An 18159-nucleotide genomic window follows, 5' to 3' on the forward strand; every position below is an offset into this window, starting at 1 on the left:
ATACCAACCACTAAAAATTCGTCGCTATCGGTTATTTATAAAAGGATGAGCGAAATTAACGAGATACGGCGACACCGCTTATAGCACGAGGCAATTCGCATTTTGCAAATACAATTGAGAAAACCGGTGAATAACCGCGATTTGCAGTTTGCAAAATAAAAAAGCTGACTGTAATCCCCTTCCTCCACATCAGAAAAAGACCAAAAATCAATCAATAAAAAACAATAACTTAGACTCGAAATATAGATTTTTAGCCCCCTAAAACATCGAAAAGGAAGGCTTCTTGCTAAAGTTAATACAGAGTTAAAGGCACGCGTGCCGTTAGCGAATTAACAATTTTCGATTCAAAGCATCTTTTAAGCGACCGTTGAAGGATGGATTTGGGAGTGATTACGATGGCATGGAAAAATTGGAAAAATGGGTTGCTTTCATCGTTAGTCATACTCTGCTTAAGCGGCTGTATGGCGACAGAAAACCTAGTTCATGTGCCAGAACATGAGCATATGGCTAAAGTTGAAGACTACGATACTGGTCTACACCGTCAGTCTGTTCATATTTTTAACCCCATGCCAATAGACGAGCGTGTAGCGCAGTTTAAGCTTCAACCACGTGTTGACCACATCGTTTTTGTTATCGACCAAAGTTCAGCGCTAAGTGATTCGTTTCGTGGTCTCAATACTCAGTTCTACGCTAAAGAAGTGGTCCGCAGATTTATCAAGACAATGCCCACTCAACGCTTTAGCAGTACTATCGTCACTTATGATGATGCCATTAACCCGCAACTTTATGCGCCATTAGATGCGCGTTTGAGTGTTTCACCATTGCTTCCAATCGAACTTGAAAAGCAGTTAGGCCAGCACCGTGCGCTGCAACATGTTGAAGTGCAATCTTTGTCGGTTGCGCTTGATTTTGTGTCGGAGCTTGTAGGCAATTTACACGGTCCATCAGCCGTTATATTGGTTACGGAGTGGGAGCAAATAGATGAGTCAGTCGAGCATGCAGTAATGCGTATGCGTCAACGCGCCGATTTCACAACAAACGCGCATGTTGTTGTTCCAGAATCGGCGTCAATAGCGTGGCCGCAAAGCTACTCAGGCCTTTGCTTTTACACTGTCGGCGTTGGCAATCGCATGTCACGTAGTCGGCTAGAAAGTGCTGACAGCTGTGGCTTTTCCGCAGCTGTTGATAAAGTAGCGCAACCCAGCAATATGGCTAATTTCGTGGAAACCGTGCTTTATCGCGGCCCCTCTGACAGCGATAACGATGGTATTTACGACTATCAAGATCGCTGCCCAGATACCTCACCGGGCAAAATGGTTGACTATAGCGGCTGTCCGCGCTTTCCAACGAACTATTAGGGAGATGTAGATCATGAAGATGGTAAAAGTAATATTTTCGGGTTTATTGGTTGTAGGCTCCCTAATGAATATTAGCGTAGCGCAAGTTGACACTGTTCGCGTAGCGACAGTTGAAGATCAGCAGCGTAAAGAAGCCATATTGTCTGCGCAAACGGCGAATGCTGAGCAAGATAATTCAAGCTTTCAAGTGGTTATTACTGAAGAGCCAAATACACAGAACCAAGCGCCTACGCAACTAGAACAGAACGTTTCTCAGTCGCTCCGGCCGGTAACACTGGAAGAAGAAATTCAGCAACAGCGAGTGCAAAGTAAACTAGAGCTTTTCGGTTATGAAATGTTTAACAGTGTTGCTACTACGTTTGCACCTGTTTCAGATATGCCTGTGCCCTACGATTACGTTATCGGGCCTGGCGACACTTTCACTATACAAGCATTTGCGGCCACCAACGTTCAATACAACTTAACGGTAACCCGAGAAGGTATGCTACTTATCCCAGACGCCGGCGCCGTTAACTTAAGCGGCCTTACCTTTGAGGAAGCAAAAGTTGTTATATCAGAGGCCATTGAAACCAGACGCATTGGTATAAAAACCATAGTTACACTTTCTGAATTCCGCTCTATTCAAATTATGCTTGTAGGAGAGGTATCTAAACCTGGCAGTTATTCCGTTAGCGGCTTTTCAACGCTTATTAACGCTCTGGTCTCCAGCGGCGGGGTAAAGCGCACTGGCTCGTTGCGCAACATTCAAGTGAAGCGTCATGGTAGTGTTGTCGCCACTTTTGATCTTTACGCCTTACTACTAAAGGGTGACGACAGCGCCAACATTTATCTGCGTCAGGGCGACCTTATTTTTGTTCCACCTGTTGGCCCGACAGTTGGCATTGCAGGCGAAATATTGCGTCCAGCCATTTATGAGCTAGCGAACGAGCAAAACGTGTCTGAAATTTTGTCATTAGCAGGCGGTTTACTGCCAACAGCAAATGCAAAGAATGCCCAAATTGAGCGAGTGTCAAATAGCGGCATGTATACCTTAATGCAGGCTAATTTGGATCGTAACGGCAACACTGTGGCCGTTAAAAACGGCGATCTTATTCGCATCTTTCCGGTGCTAGATAAAATGGACGACGTAGTATTACTCTCAGGTCACGTATTAACGCCCGGCGGTTATCAATGGTTTAAGGGAATGAAAGTGTCTGACCTGATCCAGTCTAAAAATATTCTACGACAGGGAGCTGAGTTTGATGCAGCCATGATCCAACGCGAAAACCGCGAAGACAAACGTACCGAAGCTATTTACTTTAACCTTTGGAATGCAATAACCGACGAATATTCTAAAGATAATATTGTGCTTCACCCCCGTGATCAGATCATTATCTTCGATACGCATTCACCTCGTGCCGGTCAGTTATCAAAGGTAGTAGCGAAGCTACAAAATGAAGCTACCGCTAATGACCCGGTTAAAGTAGTAGACTTCAAAGGTGCGGTCCCTCACCCGGGTACCTATCCGCTGCACATGGGCAAGCGCCTACTTGATATGGTCAAATACGCGGGCGGTTTAGAAGCAGGTGTTGACCTTGATTACGCGTTGCTTGCACGTACCGACCTTCAGTCAGACCGTCTTTATTTTATTCACGTTTCGCTTAAAGACGCGCTAAACAATAAGCCCGACCACAACCCTATTTTGCAGCCTAAAGACAAAGTTTATCTGTTTAATAAAGATATCGACCGAGCAGCACTAATAAAAACGCCACTAGAACGGGTCAAACGCGAAACTCAGTTTGGCCAGCAAGCGCCTATTGTTCAGGTTACTGGTTCAGTATTTCATCCAGGTGCCTACCCTATGGTGCCAGGCATGCGCATTGACGATTTAATTGCGGCCGCCGGCGGCATGAAAGAAGAAGCCTATGGATTAGCGGCGACGTTGTCTCGCCAAGTGTTGATGGATAGTGAGTTTAGCAGAACAGACTCCCGTGCCATAAGCTTGACTAAAAACGATCCGCTTTTAGATACTACCAATTTAATCTTACATCCGAAAGATCATTTGGTACTGCGCGTTAAGCCTGAGTGGGTGCAAACACCACAGTTTGTAGAAATCGAAGGTGAAATTACCTTCCCGGGTAAATACCGCATCGACAAAAGAGAAACCCTCTGTTCGCTTATGCAAAAAGTAGGTGGTTTTACCGAAGATGCGTATCTATTTGGCACCGTATTTTTGCGAGAAAGTGTGCGTCAGAAAGAGCAAAAAGCACTTGATAGAATGTTTGACCAACTAGAACGGTTACTTGCTGATACTCATGTATCACAGGGGGTTAATAAAGACGAGAAGATGCCTAAAGATCAACGTGCGAAGGATGTATTTGACGTACTTAAGAAAATGTCACCAGAAAAAGCACTGGGAAGAATGGTTGTTGATGTTCATAGCGCCGTAACACGCTGTGACGAGTCATCTGATATCGTGCTTGAAGACGGTGATCGTATCTTAGTGCCAAAATATCAAGATGACGTCAGTGTTATTGGTCAAGTGTACTTCCCCACATCACATAAGTATCGAGACGATCGCGCAGCACTTGACTATATAGGCCTAAGTGGTGGTGTGAAAGAGCTTGGTCAGTACGAGCATGCGTATATTGTTCAGGCTAACGGAGAAGTAATGTCGGTTCGCTCTAGTACAAGCTCTTGGGGTTGGTTCAACTCTCCAGCGAACGTAAAAGTTACGCCAGGTTCAACAATATTTGTACCACTGAGCGTTGATCGCATAAACGGTCGCGAGTCAGTAGAAAAATGGGTAGATATTTTCTACAAAAATATTATCGCTACCGCAATGATTGCGAACTTAATGAACTAGCGAATGGAGTAAGGATGTTATGGCAAATAACAATGACGAAAGCCAACATGTCGCTGAATATGAATTACTGCTGAAGTTTTTGCATCAACTGTTCAGCTACAAGTTCCGCATTGCAATGGTGGCTATCCTAGGGGCAGCAATTGTAGCAGGCATATCGCTTATGCTAGACAACCGTTATTCGGCGCAAGCCACGGTGGCAATAAATATTAGCGAAGATCCCGGTGGCATTCAGCCCAACAATTATCGTGGTGTAAACACCATTGGTGTACTGGAGTACGACTTTATCATTGATGGGATCCAAGCCAATGAACGAGAACGCTTACTCGCTAGGATGGACTCCTTTGGCTATATCAGTGCATTTATTGTGGAGCAAAACCTACTACAGTGGTTGTACGAGGAAAGTTGGGATGCCACAACACAAAGCTGGATAGATGGTTTTGAGCCTGACATGCGAGAGGCCGTTAAGAAGTTTAAATCTGATGCGCTGTATGTATTTATTGATAAAAAAACCGACCTTTTAAACATACGTATTACCTCAAAATCACCTGAGTTTTCCACCAAGTTAGCTAATACCTTTGTAAGGTCATTCAATGAATATTTACGCACATTAGATTTAGAAGAGATCCAAAGCAGACGTAGTTACCTGGAGCAGCGTCTTAGCGAAATAAAAAATGCGGAAATTCAGCGTTCTATCTTCCGGCTTCTTGAAACTCAACTTGCGGTTGAGTCACTGATTAATGCACGGGCAAACTATCCACTTGAAGTGATCCAACCGGCAACCATACCGCTTTTTGAATCTTACCCCGCGCGCAAACAGTGGGTCGCTATCACCTTTGTACTGCTTCTGTTCTTAGGTGTTGTTTTCGTGGTTTCAATGAATGCAGTTAGAGCACTGCGTCGCGACCTTAAAGCCTATGCAGAAAGATTTGAGCCTAAAAAGCTCAACCCACCTAAACGCTATCATGATCTCTAGGAGTAGTATGTAATGAGAAACATCATGGAATCCATTCGGGCATACCGTTTCGATAATCATTTTTTGACATACACGGTATTGTATTTTTTATTACTTGCACCGCCGAGAGCGTTTCAGATTAAAATAAACGAACATGCCAGTGGTGGCGAATTGGCCAAGTTTCCTACTTACTTTGTGGTGGCAGTTGAGCTTATTGTACGTATTGCGGTTGTACTCATTCTTGCGGCATTAGTGGAAAGCTCGATGGGCAATACGTTGTATGAAACCTATCGTATTGACGTTTTCTTTGTGTCACTGGTCGTGGTCGGTACGGTACACAGCGCTGCCTTTTATTTGGCCTTTAACAACCAGCCCGCACATCAAGTCAATCAACTCACTTTATTTCTCTATCGTTGTGTACGTAACTGCGGCTATGCGATTTTGAGTGGGTTCGTCAGTATTATTCCTGTGCTCATTTGGAATTGGGATCATGAATTAGCGCCTTATACCGACGGATTTGCGTTTAAAGTGTACCTCGTGACGGCAGCGAGCATGGCGCTAATTGGTATTATTGAAGCCAAAGTTATGAATCGAAAACCGCTAGGCACTGAGCTAAAACACACAGTGTTTTCGATTCAATCTACCTGACTTGAACTTGTCTAACTACAGTTTGATATAGTGGCGAAATACAGTAGCGAAATATAGTAGCGAGCTATACTCGCGAACTGTCGCCCTTTTTAAAAGGGCGCATCTATTTTATGGCTAGGCTGAGTAAACCATTTAGGCCCCGAATCTGTCGTGTAGAAATGGTCTTCAAGTCTGATACCAAATTCACCTGGCACAACAATCATAGGCTCATTACTAAAACACATTCCTTTAGCTAGTGGCTGTGGATTGTCTTTCACCAAATACGGCCACTCATGAATATCCATACCAATACCGTGCCCAGTTCGGTGAGGTAAGCCAGGAAGGTTATAGTCAGGCCCCAAACCGTCACGCTGTAAACTCAACCTAGCTGCGCCATCCACTTCCCCACAGCTAACGCCTATTTGAGCAGTGTCAAAAGCCGCTTGCTGAGCACGTTTTTCACTTTCCCACATTGCCACTTGTTTCTCGGTAGGTGTGCCATAACAGTAGGTTCGAGTTATATCTGAGAGATACCCATGTACCTTGCAGCCAGTATCGATTAAAACCAAGTCGTTTTGCTTTAAGACTTGTGGATCTTTAACGCCATGAGGAAAAGATGTTGCTCTGCCAAACAATACGATGCAGAAGTAATTACCGCTCGCGCCCACCTTCTGATGTGCTAGGTTGATAAAATCTTCAACCTCTTTAGTTGTAATTCCTTCGCAAAGTATACTGGCGGCGGCTTTATGTACCTCAAGGGTCATATCCATGGCACGTTGAATAAGGGCAAGTTCATTATCAGACTTGTGCATACGGCAGTGCGCAGAAACCTCTGCACCGTTAATCACAGACCATGTGCTATCCAATAAGGTGTTAATACCGTCTACGATAAAAAATGGCGTTGATTCATCGATGGCAATTTTAGTGCTGCCACTTAGTGATAATGAATTAAGTTCGTCAACAAAAAGTGCGTAAGGACTTTCATGCTCGTGCCACCCCTTAATCTCGCCATCTACAACTTGGCGTTCTTTGAGCGAATCAATCTCAAACGCTGGCGCGAGGTAAACAACATCGCCTTCAGCAGGCAGTATTGCACCAACCAAACGCTCACTCGGATACCACTGCATACCGGTAAAATAGGTAAGGTTCGTGCCTGCATTTAAATACAAAGCGCCTATATTGTTATTGCGCATATATGTTTTCGCTTTTTCAATACGAGCTTGATATTCATGTAATTGAATTGGCGTTAAGTCTGACGTCATATTAGACAGTTCAGCAAGCGCCTGCTGCTGCGTTTTACCGCCGATACCATTTGACATTTTTTTTCCTGTTTTCATTAGTAGGTCAAATAGAATGTATTGACCAAAGTATTACGTTTTTACAACAAGGTGTTTCGTATAAATCAATGCGCGCTCACTACAGCGCGCGCTTCCATACCATTTCAGGTAACAAGTACAACCCGCTCTCACTGGTGGCACCTTCACCCACAATATGACCTATTCCTGCTGCCATAACCGCCAATGTGACATCAAACGCATTTAGGCTATCGCCATATCCAGCGGTTAAATTAAACATCGAACCATCAGCGAGCAAATAGAGCGTTTTATCAGGCAGCGTATAGGCATTAACATACGGCATGGGCTCACTATGTGTAGCGTTGCTCTTTAAGTAATCAACATCAATTTCTTTCGCCACATGACCAACATTTAGAATAAAAGTCCCGCTTTTCATGTTATCGAGATGCTTTGCGCTAACCACATCGTTGGCACCTGTTGCAGTAGCCACCACATCAGCAGTTTCAACTACATCATGTAAATCGACTACTGGCCAACCGTCATACTTTGCTTGAAGCGCACGCGCAGCATCAAGTTCAGCAACCTGAACTTGGGCTCCGAAAGCCCTAGCTGACGCAGCGACGCCCTGACCAACAAGCCCATAACCAATAACGACAACAACCTTTTCATGCAGTGTTAGATGCGTAGTTTGGAAGAAAGTTTGCCATGCGCTTAACCCCACCATATGACGGTTATGCACCCCCTCTTTAACCGGCAGATCATCCCAATTGTAAATAGGATATTGCGGCTTCATACCCTTTAAACGGTTAATGCCAGACCCGGTGGCTTCGAGACTAGCTGCAATAGTAGGTACTGACTTACCCAACGCTACATTTTCGTGTAAACGCGTTGTCAGATCGGCTCCCATTTCACAAAGGTGTGTGGGCTGCCACACAAGTGCGTCGTCAAATGACGCAGACCACTCTTCATTGTTCATATCGCGCCATGCTTTCGCAGTTGCCCCTTTTTCTACAAGGTAGTTAACCACATCGTTTTGCACGGTAGTGGGATTGCAGGTAGTAAGAAAAACTTCACAACCACGAGACAATAACCCTTCAACAAGCGGAGCCATTTTCAAGTCAAGATGCATATTGCAAGCGAGTCTTATTCCACTTAAATCAGGAAGTGCGGCGATTGCCTGGCGAGTACGTGGCATGTGCAGCGATGCCCACGCCAGTTCAGCGTTAAAATTTTGGTACATGACAAGGATTAAATTAAAAGAAAAAAGTAATGATACGTTACTGAAGCGGATCTGTGAAAATTATGTTTTCAGCAATATTGATGGGTCAAAAAGCACCCTAAAAGACTACTTTTTATTCACCTCTGTGCTGTTCTTTCAGCTTACTCATTATCGGCTAACGCCTTGCGCAGCAAGGCTTACAAAAAATAAACCAAAAAAACAACAACCTAATTGAATTGATATTCTATACCCTCGTATCCTCACTTATACCTAAATAAAAATTAAAAGCAGTTACATTTTTATTAAACATTCATTCAACGTTTTCTTAATCAGCACTCTTTCATTCAAAGATGCCGCCCTTCATAGGCATTAGCGCTTTTTGATTCGGATACAAATTACAACAAGGAGAAAGCAGTATGCTTAAGCGTATTATTTTGGTATCTAGCATTGTTATTGCAGGAGTATACCTATCGATAAACTACAATTTTTCTTCAAACGACACGGAAGATGCCCTAGCACAACTAGAAGACAATGAACACACGCCAGTGCTTCCCAACGAGGTACAAAAAGTAAGTCAAGACAAAGTACTTTCAACAGGCATTGATACCTTTAAGCCGAAAACGAAATCCAAAGAGTCACCCGACTCAATCTCAAATGCCGTCAAAGACACCATAGTGTGGCAAGAATCGGATAAAAGCCAACAGGTCCTCACACAAGCCGGCCTCATTCCCGCTGATGTAACCGATGAAGCATATATCGAGCTTGATCGCGAAGAGTTACTTAGTGTGGAAGTGGGTGAATATCTTGATTTATACATCCCCCAATTTGGTGGTAGCTACACTGGTGAAGTTGATCATATCCAGACGCACCCCAACGGCGATCGAACAGTAGAAGCCCACATACCCGGAGCAGGTACGCTTTACGCGGCAGTTATCACGGTTGGGGAAAACGCCACTTACGGAAACCTCGCTACTCCACGTGATGTATTCATTTTAGAAGGCAACGATCAATACGCTTGGATCGCACCTAAATCGGCAATGATGAAAAACCACATTGAGCGAGAGCCTACTCAACAGCAACACGCCACGCCAGATAACAGCAATACTGACGATGTGTTTGATTTGCATGACACCGAATCCCCTGTAGGAAACTAGAACGACAAGAAGGAAATAAAAATGAAACACACATTTAAGTGTTTAACGGCATTGGCAGTTTCGTTGCTATGCTCGACAGCCTCTGCGGCAACCATTGATGTGATGGTACTTTATACACAACCGGCCGCCAGTAGTGTGTCGAGTATTGATACTAAGATTAATCAATATATCTCCCATGCTAATAGGGTTTATCGCAACAATGCCGTTGACCTTGAACTTCGCCTTGTTGGTGCACAATCTTCTGCGGCAACGTCAAGCGACTTACAACCTACGGACAGTGCATTAAACCTACTGACTGATAGCTCCGGCGTTCAGAACGCTAGAACATCAGTAAGCGCAGATATGGTTGTGCTACTCGGAAAACGAGAAAATATCTATGAAAACGGCCAGCTTGTGGGCTATGTCTGTGGTATTGGCTGGGTAGGTCAAGGTAATAACGGCACACTTTACTCTAGCTCTAAAAGCCGGATGTATAGCATTAGTGCTGTAGATTGTGGGCTTTCTACTTTTGTTCATGAACTGGGTCACAATATGGGTTTAGGCCACTCAGTCCGTCAGGGCTCAGTTGGTGGGGTTTACAATGATGGTATTGGCCACGGTATAGATAACAACTTCTCAACTATTATGGCCTATCCACAAGCATTTGGAAGTGCGACTCAATTAGACTATTTCTCAGATCCATACTGGTCTGGATGTAATGGCCAAGCCTGTGGAGTCGTCAACGAATCAAACGCATACCGCGCGGTTAATGCCGTCATCGACCAAATTGCTAATTACTATTAATTAAGTGACCTTCAGGGGATATCCTGGTTTTAAATAATAATAAGAAATGTAACAGCGTTAAGGGAACTTAACGCTGTTATTCCTTTTCTTACTTGCCAGTTAAAAAGGCGCTAATGCACAAAGCGCGACTGGTTTGCTGCAACCTTCTCAATTAACCACTTAGTAAATGCCTGAAACCTAGCTTGAGAGTGAGTTTCTTTATGCGTTGCTAACCAAAAGGTACGTTTAATATGGATATCTTCATCTAATAGCTTAACGAGCCCTTCGTTTGCTTCAGCAATAAATGTAGGCAAAATCCCCACGCCTGCCCCATTTATCAACATTTGATATTGCGCATTAATGCTTGTACTGCGCAACGCGCTAAGCTGCGCTAAAGCGGTTTCTTCAATGAATTTGAGTTGGGGGGCATAAACAAGGTCAGGTACATAACTCACTAAATTGAATTGGCTAAGATCTTGGAGCGTTTGTGGTTTACGTGTTTCAACAAGTGACTGATGTGTGTACAAGTAAAGGCTGTAGTCGGTTAGCTTTTGAGTAACGAGTAGCCCCTTGCTTGGCTTTTCTAGCAAAATAGCCATGTCTGCTTCGCGTTTATTCAGGTTCAAAAAGCCGCTGGTCGCCACTAATTCAATACAAATACCGGGGTATAGTCGTTTAAATTCAGGTAATAGTGGTGCCAAAAACCAGCTACCGAAGCCTTCTGATACGCTTACGCGAATGGTGCCGGATAAATGAGAACGTTCATCGCTAAGCTCGTTTTGAGCCTCTAAAAAATAATGCTCGGCTTTTTCGATATAACGAACGAGTTCACTGCCTTGGGTCGTGAGTACATAACCTTTTTTTGTTAGTTCAAATAATTTGCAATTTAGCGAGTCTTCCAGCTTTTTTACACGACGTATTAATGTTGTCGGGTCCACACCTAAACCTTTAGCAGCAATAGCTACACGACCATTTCTTGCCAACCCAAGAAACAGTCGCATGTCATCCCAATTCATAATTTGACCTGCATTTTTACAGCACCTAGCTGCAAGTATATGTATTGCTATTGCAAACACAAGGTTTCAATATTGTTAATATATTATTGAATCGCTTAGTCAGGAGCCATGTCATGAGAAAAATTGTTCACTTTATTGCTGGTAAAGATTTTGAGGATAGCAGCGAGCGTACATCGCCAGTGTATGCCCCTAATACCGGCGAGGTTCAAGCTGAAGTAAGTTTGGCAAACAAAGCAACGCTAGAATATGCAATTGAAACGGCAAAAGCAGCGCAAGCTGAATGGGCCGCTACCAATCCTCAGCGACGCGCTCGTGTTATGTTCAAATTTAAGGAGTTGGTAGAAGCTAACCGCGATCGACTTGCCGCACTACTTTCAAGCGAACACGGTAAAGTACTTGTTGATGCGCAAGGTGATATTCAGCGTGGCCTTGAAGTTATCGAGTTCGCGTGCGGTATTCCTCATGCTCAAAAAGGAGAATATACCGAAGGTGCAGGCCCTGGTATTGACGTTTACTCAATGCGTCAAGCGTTAGGCGTTGTTGCGGGTATTACGCCGTTTAACTTTCCAGCCATGATCCCTATGTGGATGTTTGGTGTGGCTATAGCGTGCGGCAATGCTTTTATCCTCAAACCTTCTGAGCGCGATCCATCGGTTCCGGTGGAACTTGCAAAGTTAATAATTGAAGCTGGTTTACCTGCGGGCGTGCTTAACGTTGTTCATGGCGACAAAGAAGCGGTGGACGGTATTTTAGATCATCAAACCGTTAAGGCCGTCAGTTTCGTTGGCTCATCAGATATTGCTAATTACGTCTACGAACGTGGTGCACGCGCAGGTAAGCGAGTGCAAGCAATGGGTGGAGCAAAAAACCACGGTATTGTTATGCCAGACGCTGATCTAGATCAGGTAGTCACCGACCTTGTAGGCGCAGCCTATGGTTCTGCCGGTGAACGCTGCATGGCTTTACCTGTTGTAGTACCTGTCGGTGACGAGACCGCAGAAAAACTTAAAGCCAAACTTATTCCAGCCATTAAAGACATTATGGTAAGTCACAGTGAAGATCCTAACGCGCACTACGGCCCTGTTGTCACTGCAGCGCACAAAGCGCGCGTAGAAGGCTACATCGACTTAGCCATCGAAGAAGGCGCAGAGTTAGTATACGACGGTAGAAACAGCCAAATTCCAGCGGATAGCAATGGCTACTTTATTGGCCCAACATTCTTTGACCATGTCACCAAAGACATGCGTTCTTACAGAGAAGAAATTTTTGGCCCGGTACTCCAGATGGTGCGCGCTAAAGACTTCAACGAAGCAGTAAACCTAGCAAGCGATCATCAATACGGTAACGGTGTTGCTATGTATACGCGAAATGGCCATGCCGCACGTGAGTTTGCCCAGCGCGTTAATGTAGGCATGGTAGGTATTAACGTACCTATCCCTGTGCCTGTGGCCTACCACACGTTTGGCGGATGGAAGCGTTCTGCATTTGGCGATACAAACCAACACGGCATGGAAGGCGTGAAGTTCTGGACAAAAGTGAAGACCATTACCCAGCGCTGGCCTGATGGCTCAGACTCTAACGATAACGCTTTTGTTATTCCAACCATGGGCTAAATCAGCGAGGACATGACAATGACAACAGTAGCATTTATTGGCCTAGGTAATATGGGCTCAGGCATGGCGGATAACCTTGTCAAAAATGGCTTTAATGTAGTTGCTTTTGACTTAAGTGAAGCGGCACTGACTAAAGCGAAAGACGCTGGCTGCGCTATTGCGCAAAGTTCACAAGAAGCCGTAAGTAATGCCGATATCGTGGTAACTATGTTGCCAGCGGGCAAACATGTAATGGACATATACACATCGCAGATCCTTGATAATGTGGGTGGAAACACGCTACTTATCGACTGCTCGACCATTGATGTTGAAACCGCTAATAAGGTCTCTGAGCTGGCTGCAAGCAAAGGGCTTCAAATGCTTGATGCTCCGGTGTCTGGTGGCATTGCAGCCGCAGCTGGTGGCACACTAACCTTTATGGTTGGTGGAGACAAAGAAGCGTTTGAAAAAGCACAAGGCGTGCTTGGCGCCATGGGTAAGAAAATTGTGCACGCTGGCGGACACGGCGCTGGACAGGCAGCTAAAATTTGCAACAACATGCTGCTTGGCGCAACTATGATAGCCACGTGTGAAAGCTTTCAGCTTGCCAACAAGCTTGGCTTAGACGCCCAAGTCTTTTTCGACATTGCCTCAAATGCATCAGGCCAAACATGGTCTATGACAAGCTATTGTCCAGTAAAAGGGGTTGGCCCACAGAGCCCTGCCGACAATGACTTTGCTGGCGGCTTTGCATCAGCTTTGATGCTTAAAGATTTAGGACTTGCCATGCAGGGCGCCAAAGGTGTAGATGCTCAGGTGCCTATGGGAGAGCTTGCAGCAAGATGGTTTGAAATGCACTGCGAAGAAGGCAATGCGAGCATGGACTTCTCATCTATCATCAATCGCCTCGCGTAGTCCCAACTTACACGCTCTTAAAAACAAAAAGCCAACAATGTTGGCTTTTTTTGTGTGCGCAGTAATTTAGCGTAATGATGACAGCACGCTAATCGTGGCCACCGCAGCAGGACGAAGAATGTTCTGCCCAATTCTTCAATTTTGTGGTTTTACCGATGCCAGGGTTTAAGCTGTTTGTCGGGTCAAGTTCACGATAAAAGTTTTTAAGCGCATCTTTTGCAAAGTACTCATGCCCCACATTGTGCTCAGCTGGGTACTCGGCGCTTCGCGCGTCGAACGTTTCCAAAATTTTACCTTTAAGCACTTTCGCGTCGGCACCCTTTTTCAACACATAGTTCTGGTGCATCACGTGGCAAAATAAGTGGCCGTAGTACAACTTAGTATCTATTTGATCGTCTATTTCTTTAGGCAGTACTTCAAACCAGTCGGGATCATTTCGTCGAAGTGCCACATCAATGGTCATCATAGCGCCAACCTCTTTACTGTGCATAACGTGATAGCGGCCTATTGCGCCACCCGCCACAAAGCGATGTAAAATGGCTTTATCTGCCTCTTCTTCAGTACATTCGAAGTAGCTACCCTCGTTAGTTTTGAAGAATTCATCAAGGTACGCTCTAGCTTCATCAACACCCTCATTACTCATCTCTAAAATCCAGTGATGCTGATATTTATCGCGGTACAACTCCATGCGTTTCGGCAGATGGTTGGGGAAAAGGTAGCTCATGTATTGCATTACACGATCTGACATTTTGTTCGGTAAAAACCCTAACTTGTCGGTAAATGCATCGAACTTGCGTTTAAACGCAAAAAGCTTAGGAATGAATTTTGCGCCTAACTTACTAATAACGATAAACATATCTTTGCCGTACTTTTTAGATACGTCATAACAGTCGCGGTGCAAATACTCACCCGAATCAGGCAGGTTTTTAAACGTAGAGAGAATATCACGGCGTACTTTTGTAAATACGGCTGCGTCATTAGACCCTACGTAGAATACCTGTTTCTTTTCAGGAATAGGAAAGGTGTCTAATCGAACTGCAAATACTGCAAGTTTGCCTGCACACCCTGATGCCTCATGTAATCTGCGGCCATCATTATTAAAACGTGACGGCGTATCTGAATCGACATCGCGAACGCGCTCATCGTATTCATTGTCAGACGCTCTTGCATCGGGGTGTTTAACATCATTCGCTTGATAACGTTGTTGCTCTAGGTTAGCCAGTATCTCTTCTGGCTCACTTCCAAGCTCAATGCCTAAGTTGTTAACCAACGAAAGTTCACCGTTTGCATTTATTTGAGCAAATAAAGAAAGCTCGGTATAAGCAGGTCCACGTTTAACTAATGCGCCACCTGAATTATTACAAATACCACCAACAATAGACGCGCCAATGCAGGATGAACCAATGACCGAATGAGGCTCACGGCCATAAGGCGCTAATGTCTCTTCAAGGCCAAATAATGTGCTTCCCGCTAAACCAACTATCTGCTTGCCATCGTCCACAAGTTGAATAGCATCAATTCGCATTGTGCTAATAATAACAAGCGGGCGATCGTAGTCTTTACCATCAGGAGTTGAACCGCCAGTAAGACCAGTGTTCGCTGCTTGCATGATTACCGCCACATCGGCTTCAACACACAGCTTTAGCACGCGCCAAATTTCAACGAGTGAACCAGGACGCACAACAGCGAGGGCCTCACCCGCGCCAAAGCGGAAACCTTTACAATAGGGCTGTTTTTTCGCTTGGTCAGTTAACAAATAGGCTTGCCCTACTACATCGCGCATTGATGCAATCAAAGACTGAGTGTCAACATATACGGTCATGGTTCTCTCTGTGGTAATAGTGGAAAATGATATTGGTGACGAACTATACACTAATCACATTTTTAACAAAGGGGACAAGTGCATTTTAAGCTGACAATTTACTTATATTTAATGCTGCTTTTAGGCCCCCTAATTGCCCGTTTCTGACTGTTACATTTTGTTACGCTTTGACACATCAAGTAAGACCACACACCTATTGTAAAGATAGGGTTATGCTCGTAAGGTTGAGTGATAGGAAAAGGAGCTTTCATGTCACACCAAGCGTTTGTACTAACAAGAAATAACCATGTTGAAAGCACTCAAAATAAAGGGGTTCACGAGCGTTTTCTGTCAATCTTACCTTCTTGTGGTTTTACCATTACAACGGGTGCAATTCATCCACCTAGAAGCGTATTAGCTAACACTCATACTTTTTTTATAGACGCCGACTACTGTAATCCTCAAGCTATGCTCAATCTTCCGGTTGTCAGTGACTATCCACATCTCAATAAGGTTATTTTTAATGCTCCCGAAAGTAACGTTGAATTTCACTTCAATGCACTTCAAAAGGGGATCAACGGGATTTTTCACGCCGAAGATAACTTGGAATTGATTGTTCGAGGCGTTCAACAGGTTCAGGCTGGAAATAAGTGGTTTAGCAGAGAAATTATGAGTCGCTATATAGATGCTAATTTGGCCACCAAAACCAAGGCGACTTCGACTATTCAAGCAACCGCGTCTGTGCTAACGAAAAGAGAGATGGCTATTACCCGCAAAATTGCAGAAGGCGCCCAAAATCAAGAAATTGCTGATAGCTTTCACATTAGTGTGAATACGGTAAAAACACATGTATACAGCATCTTTCGCAAAACCGATTGCAGAAATCGTGTTGAATTGATCAAATGGTTTGACAGTCAGTTCGACCAAGTACAGTCAGTAAACTATTAAATAGAGGCAAAAGCGCCATATCCTCTTACAGGTAATTGGCGCTTTACAGTGGAAAGCGCTTAAGCCTTAGCGCGCCAAACTCCTTTTTCCATTCCTTGTATAACTAATTCAGCTACCGCTTTTTCAATGCTTTGCTTAACACATTCAAACATTGGCTCGTTGGTTGTGTAGCCGGTTTCTGCCTCAAGTAAACGCTTCAATGAAACATAGCGGAATAAGCCCGCTCTGACTTCTTGGCTTAGTACTTTTTTCGACGTAGACACAGACACGAGTACCTGCCCGGTTCTTACATCCACCGCACGCATATAAATAGAAATAAGATCTTCACGAAATAGCTCGCTTGCACCAATGCCAAAATACTCTACACCAGCACCGCCTGTTCGAATATTCGTATCATAGCTGATGATTCCCCCTTCAATAATAATGCGCGCCGTCGTCAAAGGTGGTAAGTCGGCATTATTGTTTTCATCTGCTCGAATAATCTTTCTTTCAGTAAGGATGTTTTGTAACCCTTCCCGTTCAACAGGGAGAAACCACGCTGTTTCACTTAATGTCTGCACTAATATAGAGGTTGCGCCTTGGGTAACTGCTGTGGAAAACGAGCTTGCACCAGAGCTCGGCTTATACTGACCTGTTTGATCGCGAAATGCATATACCGACACCGGTATTTGCCCCATAGGTTGCGGTAAACTTTTTACTTCAGAAAGCGTGTCACTTTCTTTAATAATAGCTGCTTCTGTGGTGTCAGGTGGCAATGTATTGGTAATTGATTGACACCCTGATAACAAAATAGTTAATACAATAAATACGGTACTTCTCATGTGCGTCCCTACCCAAACCGTGGAATTTCTACAACTGTGACTTCACCCGTCAATAAGTTGGTGATATTGACAATAATGCTATCAGGGTTACTAGTTATTAGCTCAACCTGAAAGTCGCCACTTACAAATAAACTATCTTGGTCAAAAATACTTTGAATGGGATTACCGTTTTCATCGAGCTCTTGCTCTCCAAACGCAAGATCAGTGATTTCTCTGACAATACGATTGATGTAAGCACGCTCTAGTGACTCTTGAAGTCTTTCATCGTATGAACGTTCATTAAAAGGCGCCGAATGCGCATTTTGAGAGTTCGCTTTGCTTAACAGAAAAGATCCATTAAGTGGATTTCCACCAAAAGATGGGTTTATAGGTTCATAGACCAACTCAGTTGCAGATGTTGAAAGCGATAAGACGATACCGCCGACTAAAACCCATGCTGTCTTCGTTATTTTTTTCATTAGAATTCATCCGCTGCTAGATCTGGACTTCGACTGTCCACATTTGCATTTGCTACTGCATCGAGCACTAACATGATTGCTTGTTGCACTTTCTCATCCAGTGGCACTTGCCTTCTTCCCATGTAGGTCTGATACACCACTTTGTTATCATAAATAACAGAAAGTAGCGTGCCCGCCTGAGGTACAATAATTTCTTTTACAATGAGATTTTTGCCTGAGCTATCAGGTACTTCTCGCCAGTACTGGCTTATTTTTGAAGCGAACTCATGGCCCTGACGACTGATACTGTTATCAAGGAGTAATCCACCGAGTCTTATTTCTTCGGCGTGAGAGATAGTTAAAAAAGCGCACGCCACCACAACGTACGCAAAACAAAAAGAGAGAAGTTTCATAACT

At 44.2% G+C, this 18159-nt stretch carries 16 protein-coding genes; 9 read left to right on the top strand and 7 right to left on the bottom strand.

The window, feature by feature from the left end; genetic code table 11:
- Positions 1-395: 395 nt before the first annotated feature.
- From JN178_RS16270 to JN178_RS16285, 4 genes are all read left to right on the top strand, one after another.
- Positions 396-1358: a vWA domain-containing protein gene (locus JN178_RS16270; protein WP_202262444.1), complete on the top strand. Its 963-nt coding sequence runs from the start codon at positions 396-398 to the stop codon at positions 1356-1358.
- A gap of 64 nt (positions 1359-1422) precedes the next feature.
- On the top strand, positions 1423-4203 hold the full coding sequence (locus tag JN178_RS16275) for a polysaccharide biosynthesis/export family protein (protein WP_202262445.1): 2781 nt from the start codon (positions 1423-1425) through the stop codon (positions 4201-4203).
- 19 nt (positions 4204-4222) lie between these two features.
- Positions 4223-5176 carry a hypothetical protein gene (locus JN178_RS16280; protein WP_202262446.1) on the top strand — a complete coding sequence of 318 codons (954 nt, stop codon included), beginning with the start codon at positions 4223-4225 and terminating at the stop codon, positions 5174-5176.
- Between the two features lie 12 nt (positions 5177-5188).
- Positions 5189-5803, top strand: coding sequence for a hypothetical protein (locus tag JN178_RS16285; RefSeq protein WP_202262447.1), 615 nt, complete (start codon positions 5189-5191; stop codon positions 5801-5803).
- Between the two features lie 89 nt (positions 5804-5892).
- Here the strand turns inward: JN178_RS16285 and JN178_RS16290 are convergent, their stop codons facing one another.
- Together JN178_RS16290 and JN178_RS16295 are read right to left on the bottom strand one after the other, a co-directional pair.
- Positions 5893-7101, bottom strand: a complete 1209-nt coding sequence (locus JN178_RS16290; RefSeq protein WP_202262448.1) for a M24 family metallopeptidase — start codon at positions 7099-7101, stop codon at positions 5893-5895.
- 97 nt (positions 7102-7198) lie between these two features.
- Complete coding sequence (locus tag JN178_RS16295) at positions 7199-8272, bottom strand: adenosylhomocysteinase (protein WP_232369599.1); 1074 nt, start codon at positions 8270-8272, stop codon at positions 7199-7201.
- 440 nt (positions 8273-8712) lie between these two features.
- Here JN178_RS16295 and JN178_RS16300 point away from each other — a divergent pair, with 440 nt between their 5' ends.
- The gene (locus tag JN178_RS16300) at positions 8713-9450 is read left to right on the top strand and encodes a hypothetical protein (protein ID WP_202262450.1); all 738 of its coding nucleotides are present in this window, start codon (positions 8713-8715) and stop codon (positions 9448-9450) included.
- A gap of 21 nt (positions 9451-9471) precedes the next feature.
- Positions 9472-10233, top strand: a complete 762-nt coding sequence (locus tag JN178_RS16305) for a reprolysin-like metallopeptidase (protein ID WP_202262451.1) — start codon at positions 9472-9474, stop codon at positions 10231-10233.
- A gap of 110 nt (positions 10234-10343) precedes the next feature.
- On the opposite strand, the gene JN178_RS16310 is transcribed toward JN178_RS16305, so the two are convergent.
- On the bottom strand, positions 10344-11228 hold the full coding sequence (locus JN178_RS16310; RefSeq protein WP_202262452.1) for a LysR family transcriptional regulator: 885 nt from the start codon (positions 11226-11228) through the stop codon (positions 10344-10346).
- Positions 11229-11341: 113 nt separating this feature from the next.
- Between JN178_RS16310 and JN178_RS16315 the strand changes: the two genes are divergently transcribed.
- Positions 11342-12841 (top strand): CoA-acylating methylmalonate-semialdehyde dehydrogenase, encoded by a 1500-nt coding sequence (locus tag JN178_RS16315; RefSeq protein WP_202262453.1) that lies wholly within the window; start codon positions 11342-11344, stop codon positions 12839-12841.
- A gap of 18 nt (positions 12842-12859) precedes the next feature.
- Positions 12860-13735 carry a 3-hydroxyisobutyrate dehydrogenase gene (mmsB, locus tag JN178_RS16320; protein ID WP_202262454.1) on the top strand — a complete coding sequence of 292 codons (876 nt, stop codon included), beginning with the start codon at positions 12860-12862 and terminating at the stop codon, positions 13733-13735.
- A gap of 88 nt (positions 13736-13823) precedes the next feature.
- Here the strand turns inward: mmsB and dld are convergent, their stop codons facing one another.
- Positions 13824-15557 (bottom strand): D-lactate dehydrogenase, encoded by a 1734-nt coding sequence (dld, locus tag JN178_RS16325; protein ID WP_202262455.1) that lies wholly within the window; start codon positions 15555-15557, stop codon positions 13824-13826.
- A 249-nt stretch (positions 15558-15806) separates the two neighbouring features.
- Here dld and JN178_RS16330 point away from each other — a divergent pair, with 249 nt between their 5' ends.
- The gene (locus JN178_RS16330; RefSeq protein WP_202262456.1) at positions 15807-16484 is read left to right on the top strand and encodes a helix-turn-helix transcriptional regulator; all 678 of its coding nucleotides are present in this window, start codon (positions 15807-15809) and stop codon (positions 16482-16484) included.
- A 59-nt stretch (positions 16485-16543) separates the two neighbouring features.
- Here the strand turns inward: JN178_RS16330 and JN178_RS16335 are convergent, their stop codons facing one another.
- Genes JN178_RS16335 through JN178_RS16345 form a run of 3 tightly spaced genes read right to left on the bottom strand, consistent with a single transcriptional unit; the run spans position 16544 to position 18155 of the window.
- Complete coding sequence (locus JN178_RS16335; RefSeq protein WP_159626404.1) at positions 16544-17305, bottom strand: CsgG/HfaB family protein; 762 nt, start codon at positions 17303-17305, stop codon at positions 16544-16546.
- A gap of 8 nt (positions 17306-17313) precedes the next feature.
- The gene (locus JN178_RS16340) at positions 17314-17763 is read right to left on the bottom strand and encodes a curli assembly protein CsgF (protein ID WP_202262457.1); all 450 of its coding nucleotides are present in this window, start codon (positions 17761-17763) and stop codon (positions 17314-17316) included.
- Positions 17763-18155, bottom strand: a complete 393-nt coding sequence (locus JN178_RS16345; RefSeq protein WP_201283921.1) for a CsgE family curli-type amyloid fiber assembly protein — start codon at positions 18153-18155, stop codon at positions 17763-17765. Before JN178_RS16345 ends, JN178_RS16340 begins: the two co-directional genes overlap by 1 nt.
- Between the last annotated feature and the right edge of the window lie 4 nt (positions 18156-18159).

This window comes from Alteromonas sp. KC3 (assembly GCF_016756315.1).
Classification (GTDB): Bacteria; Pseudomonadota; Gammaproteobacteria; order Enterobacterales; family Alteromonadaceae; genus Alteromonas.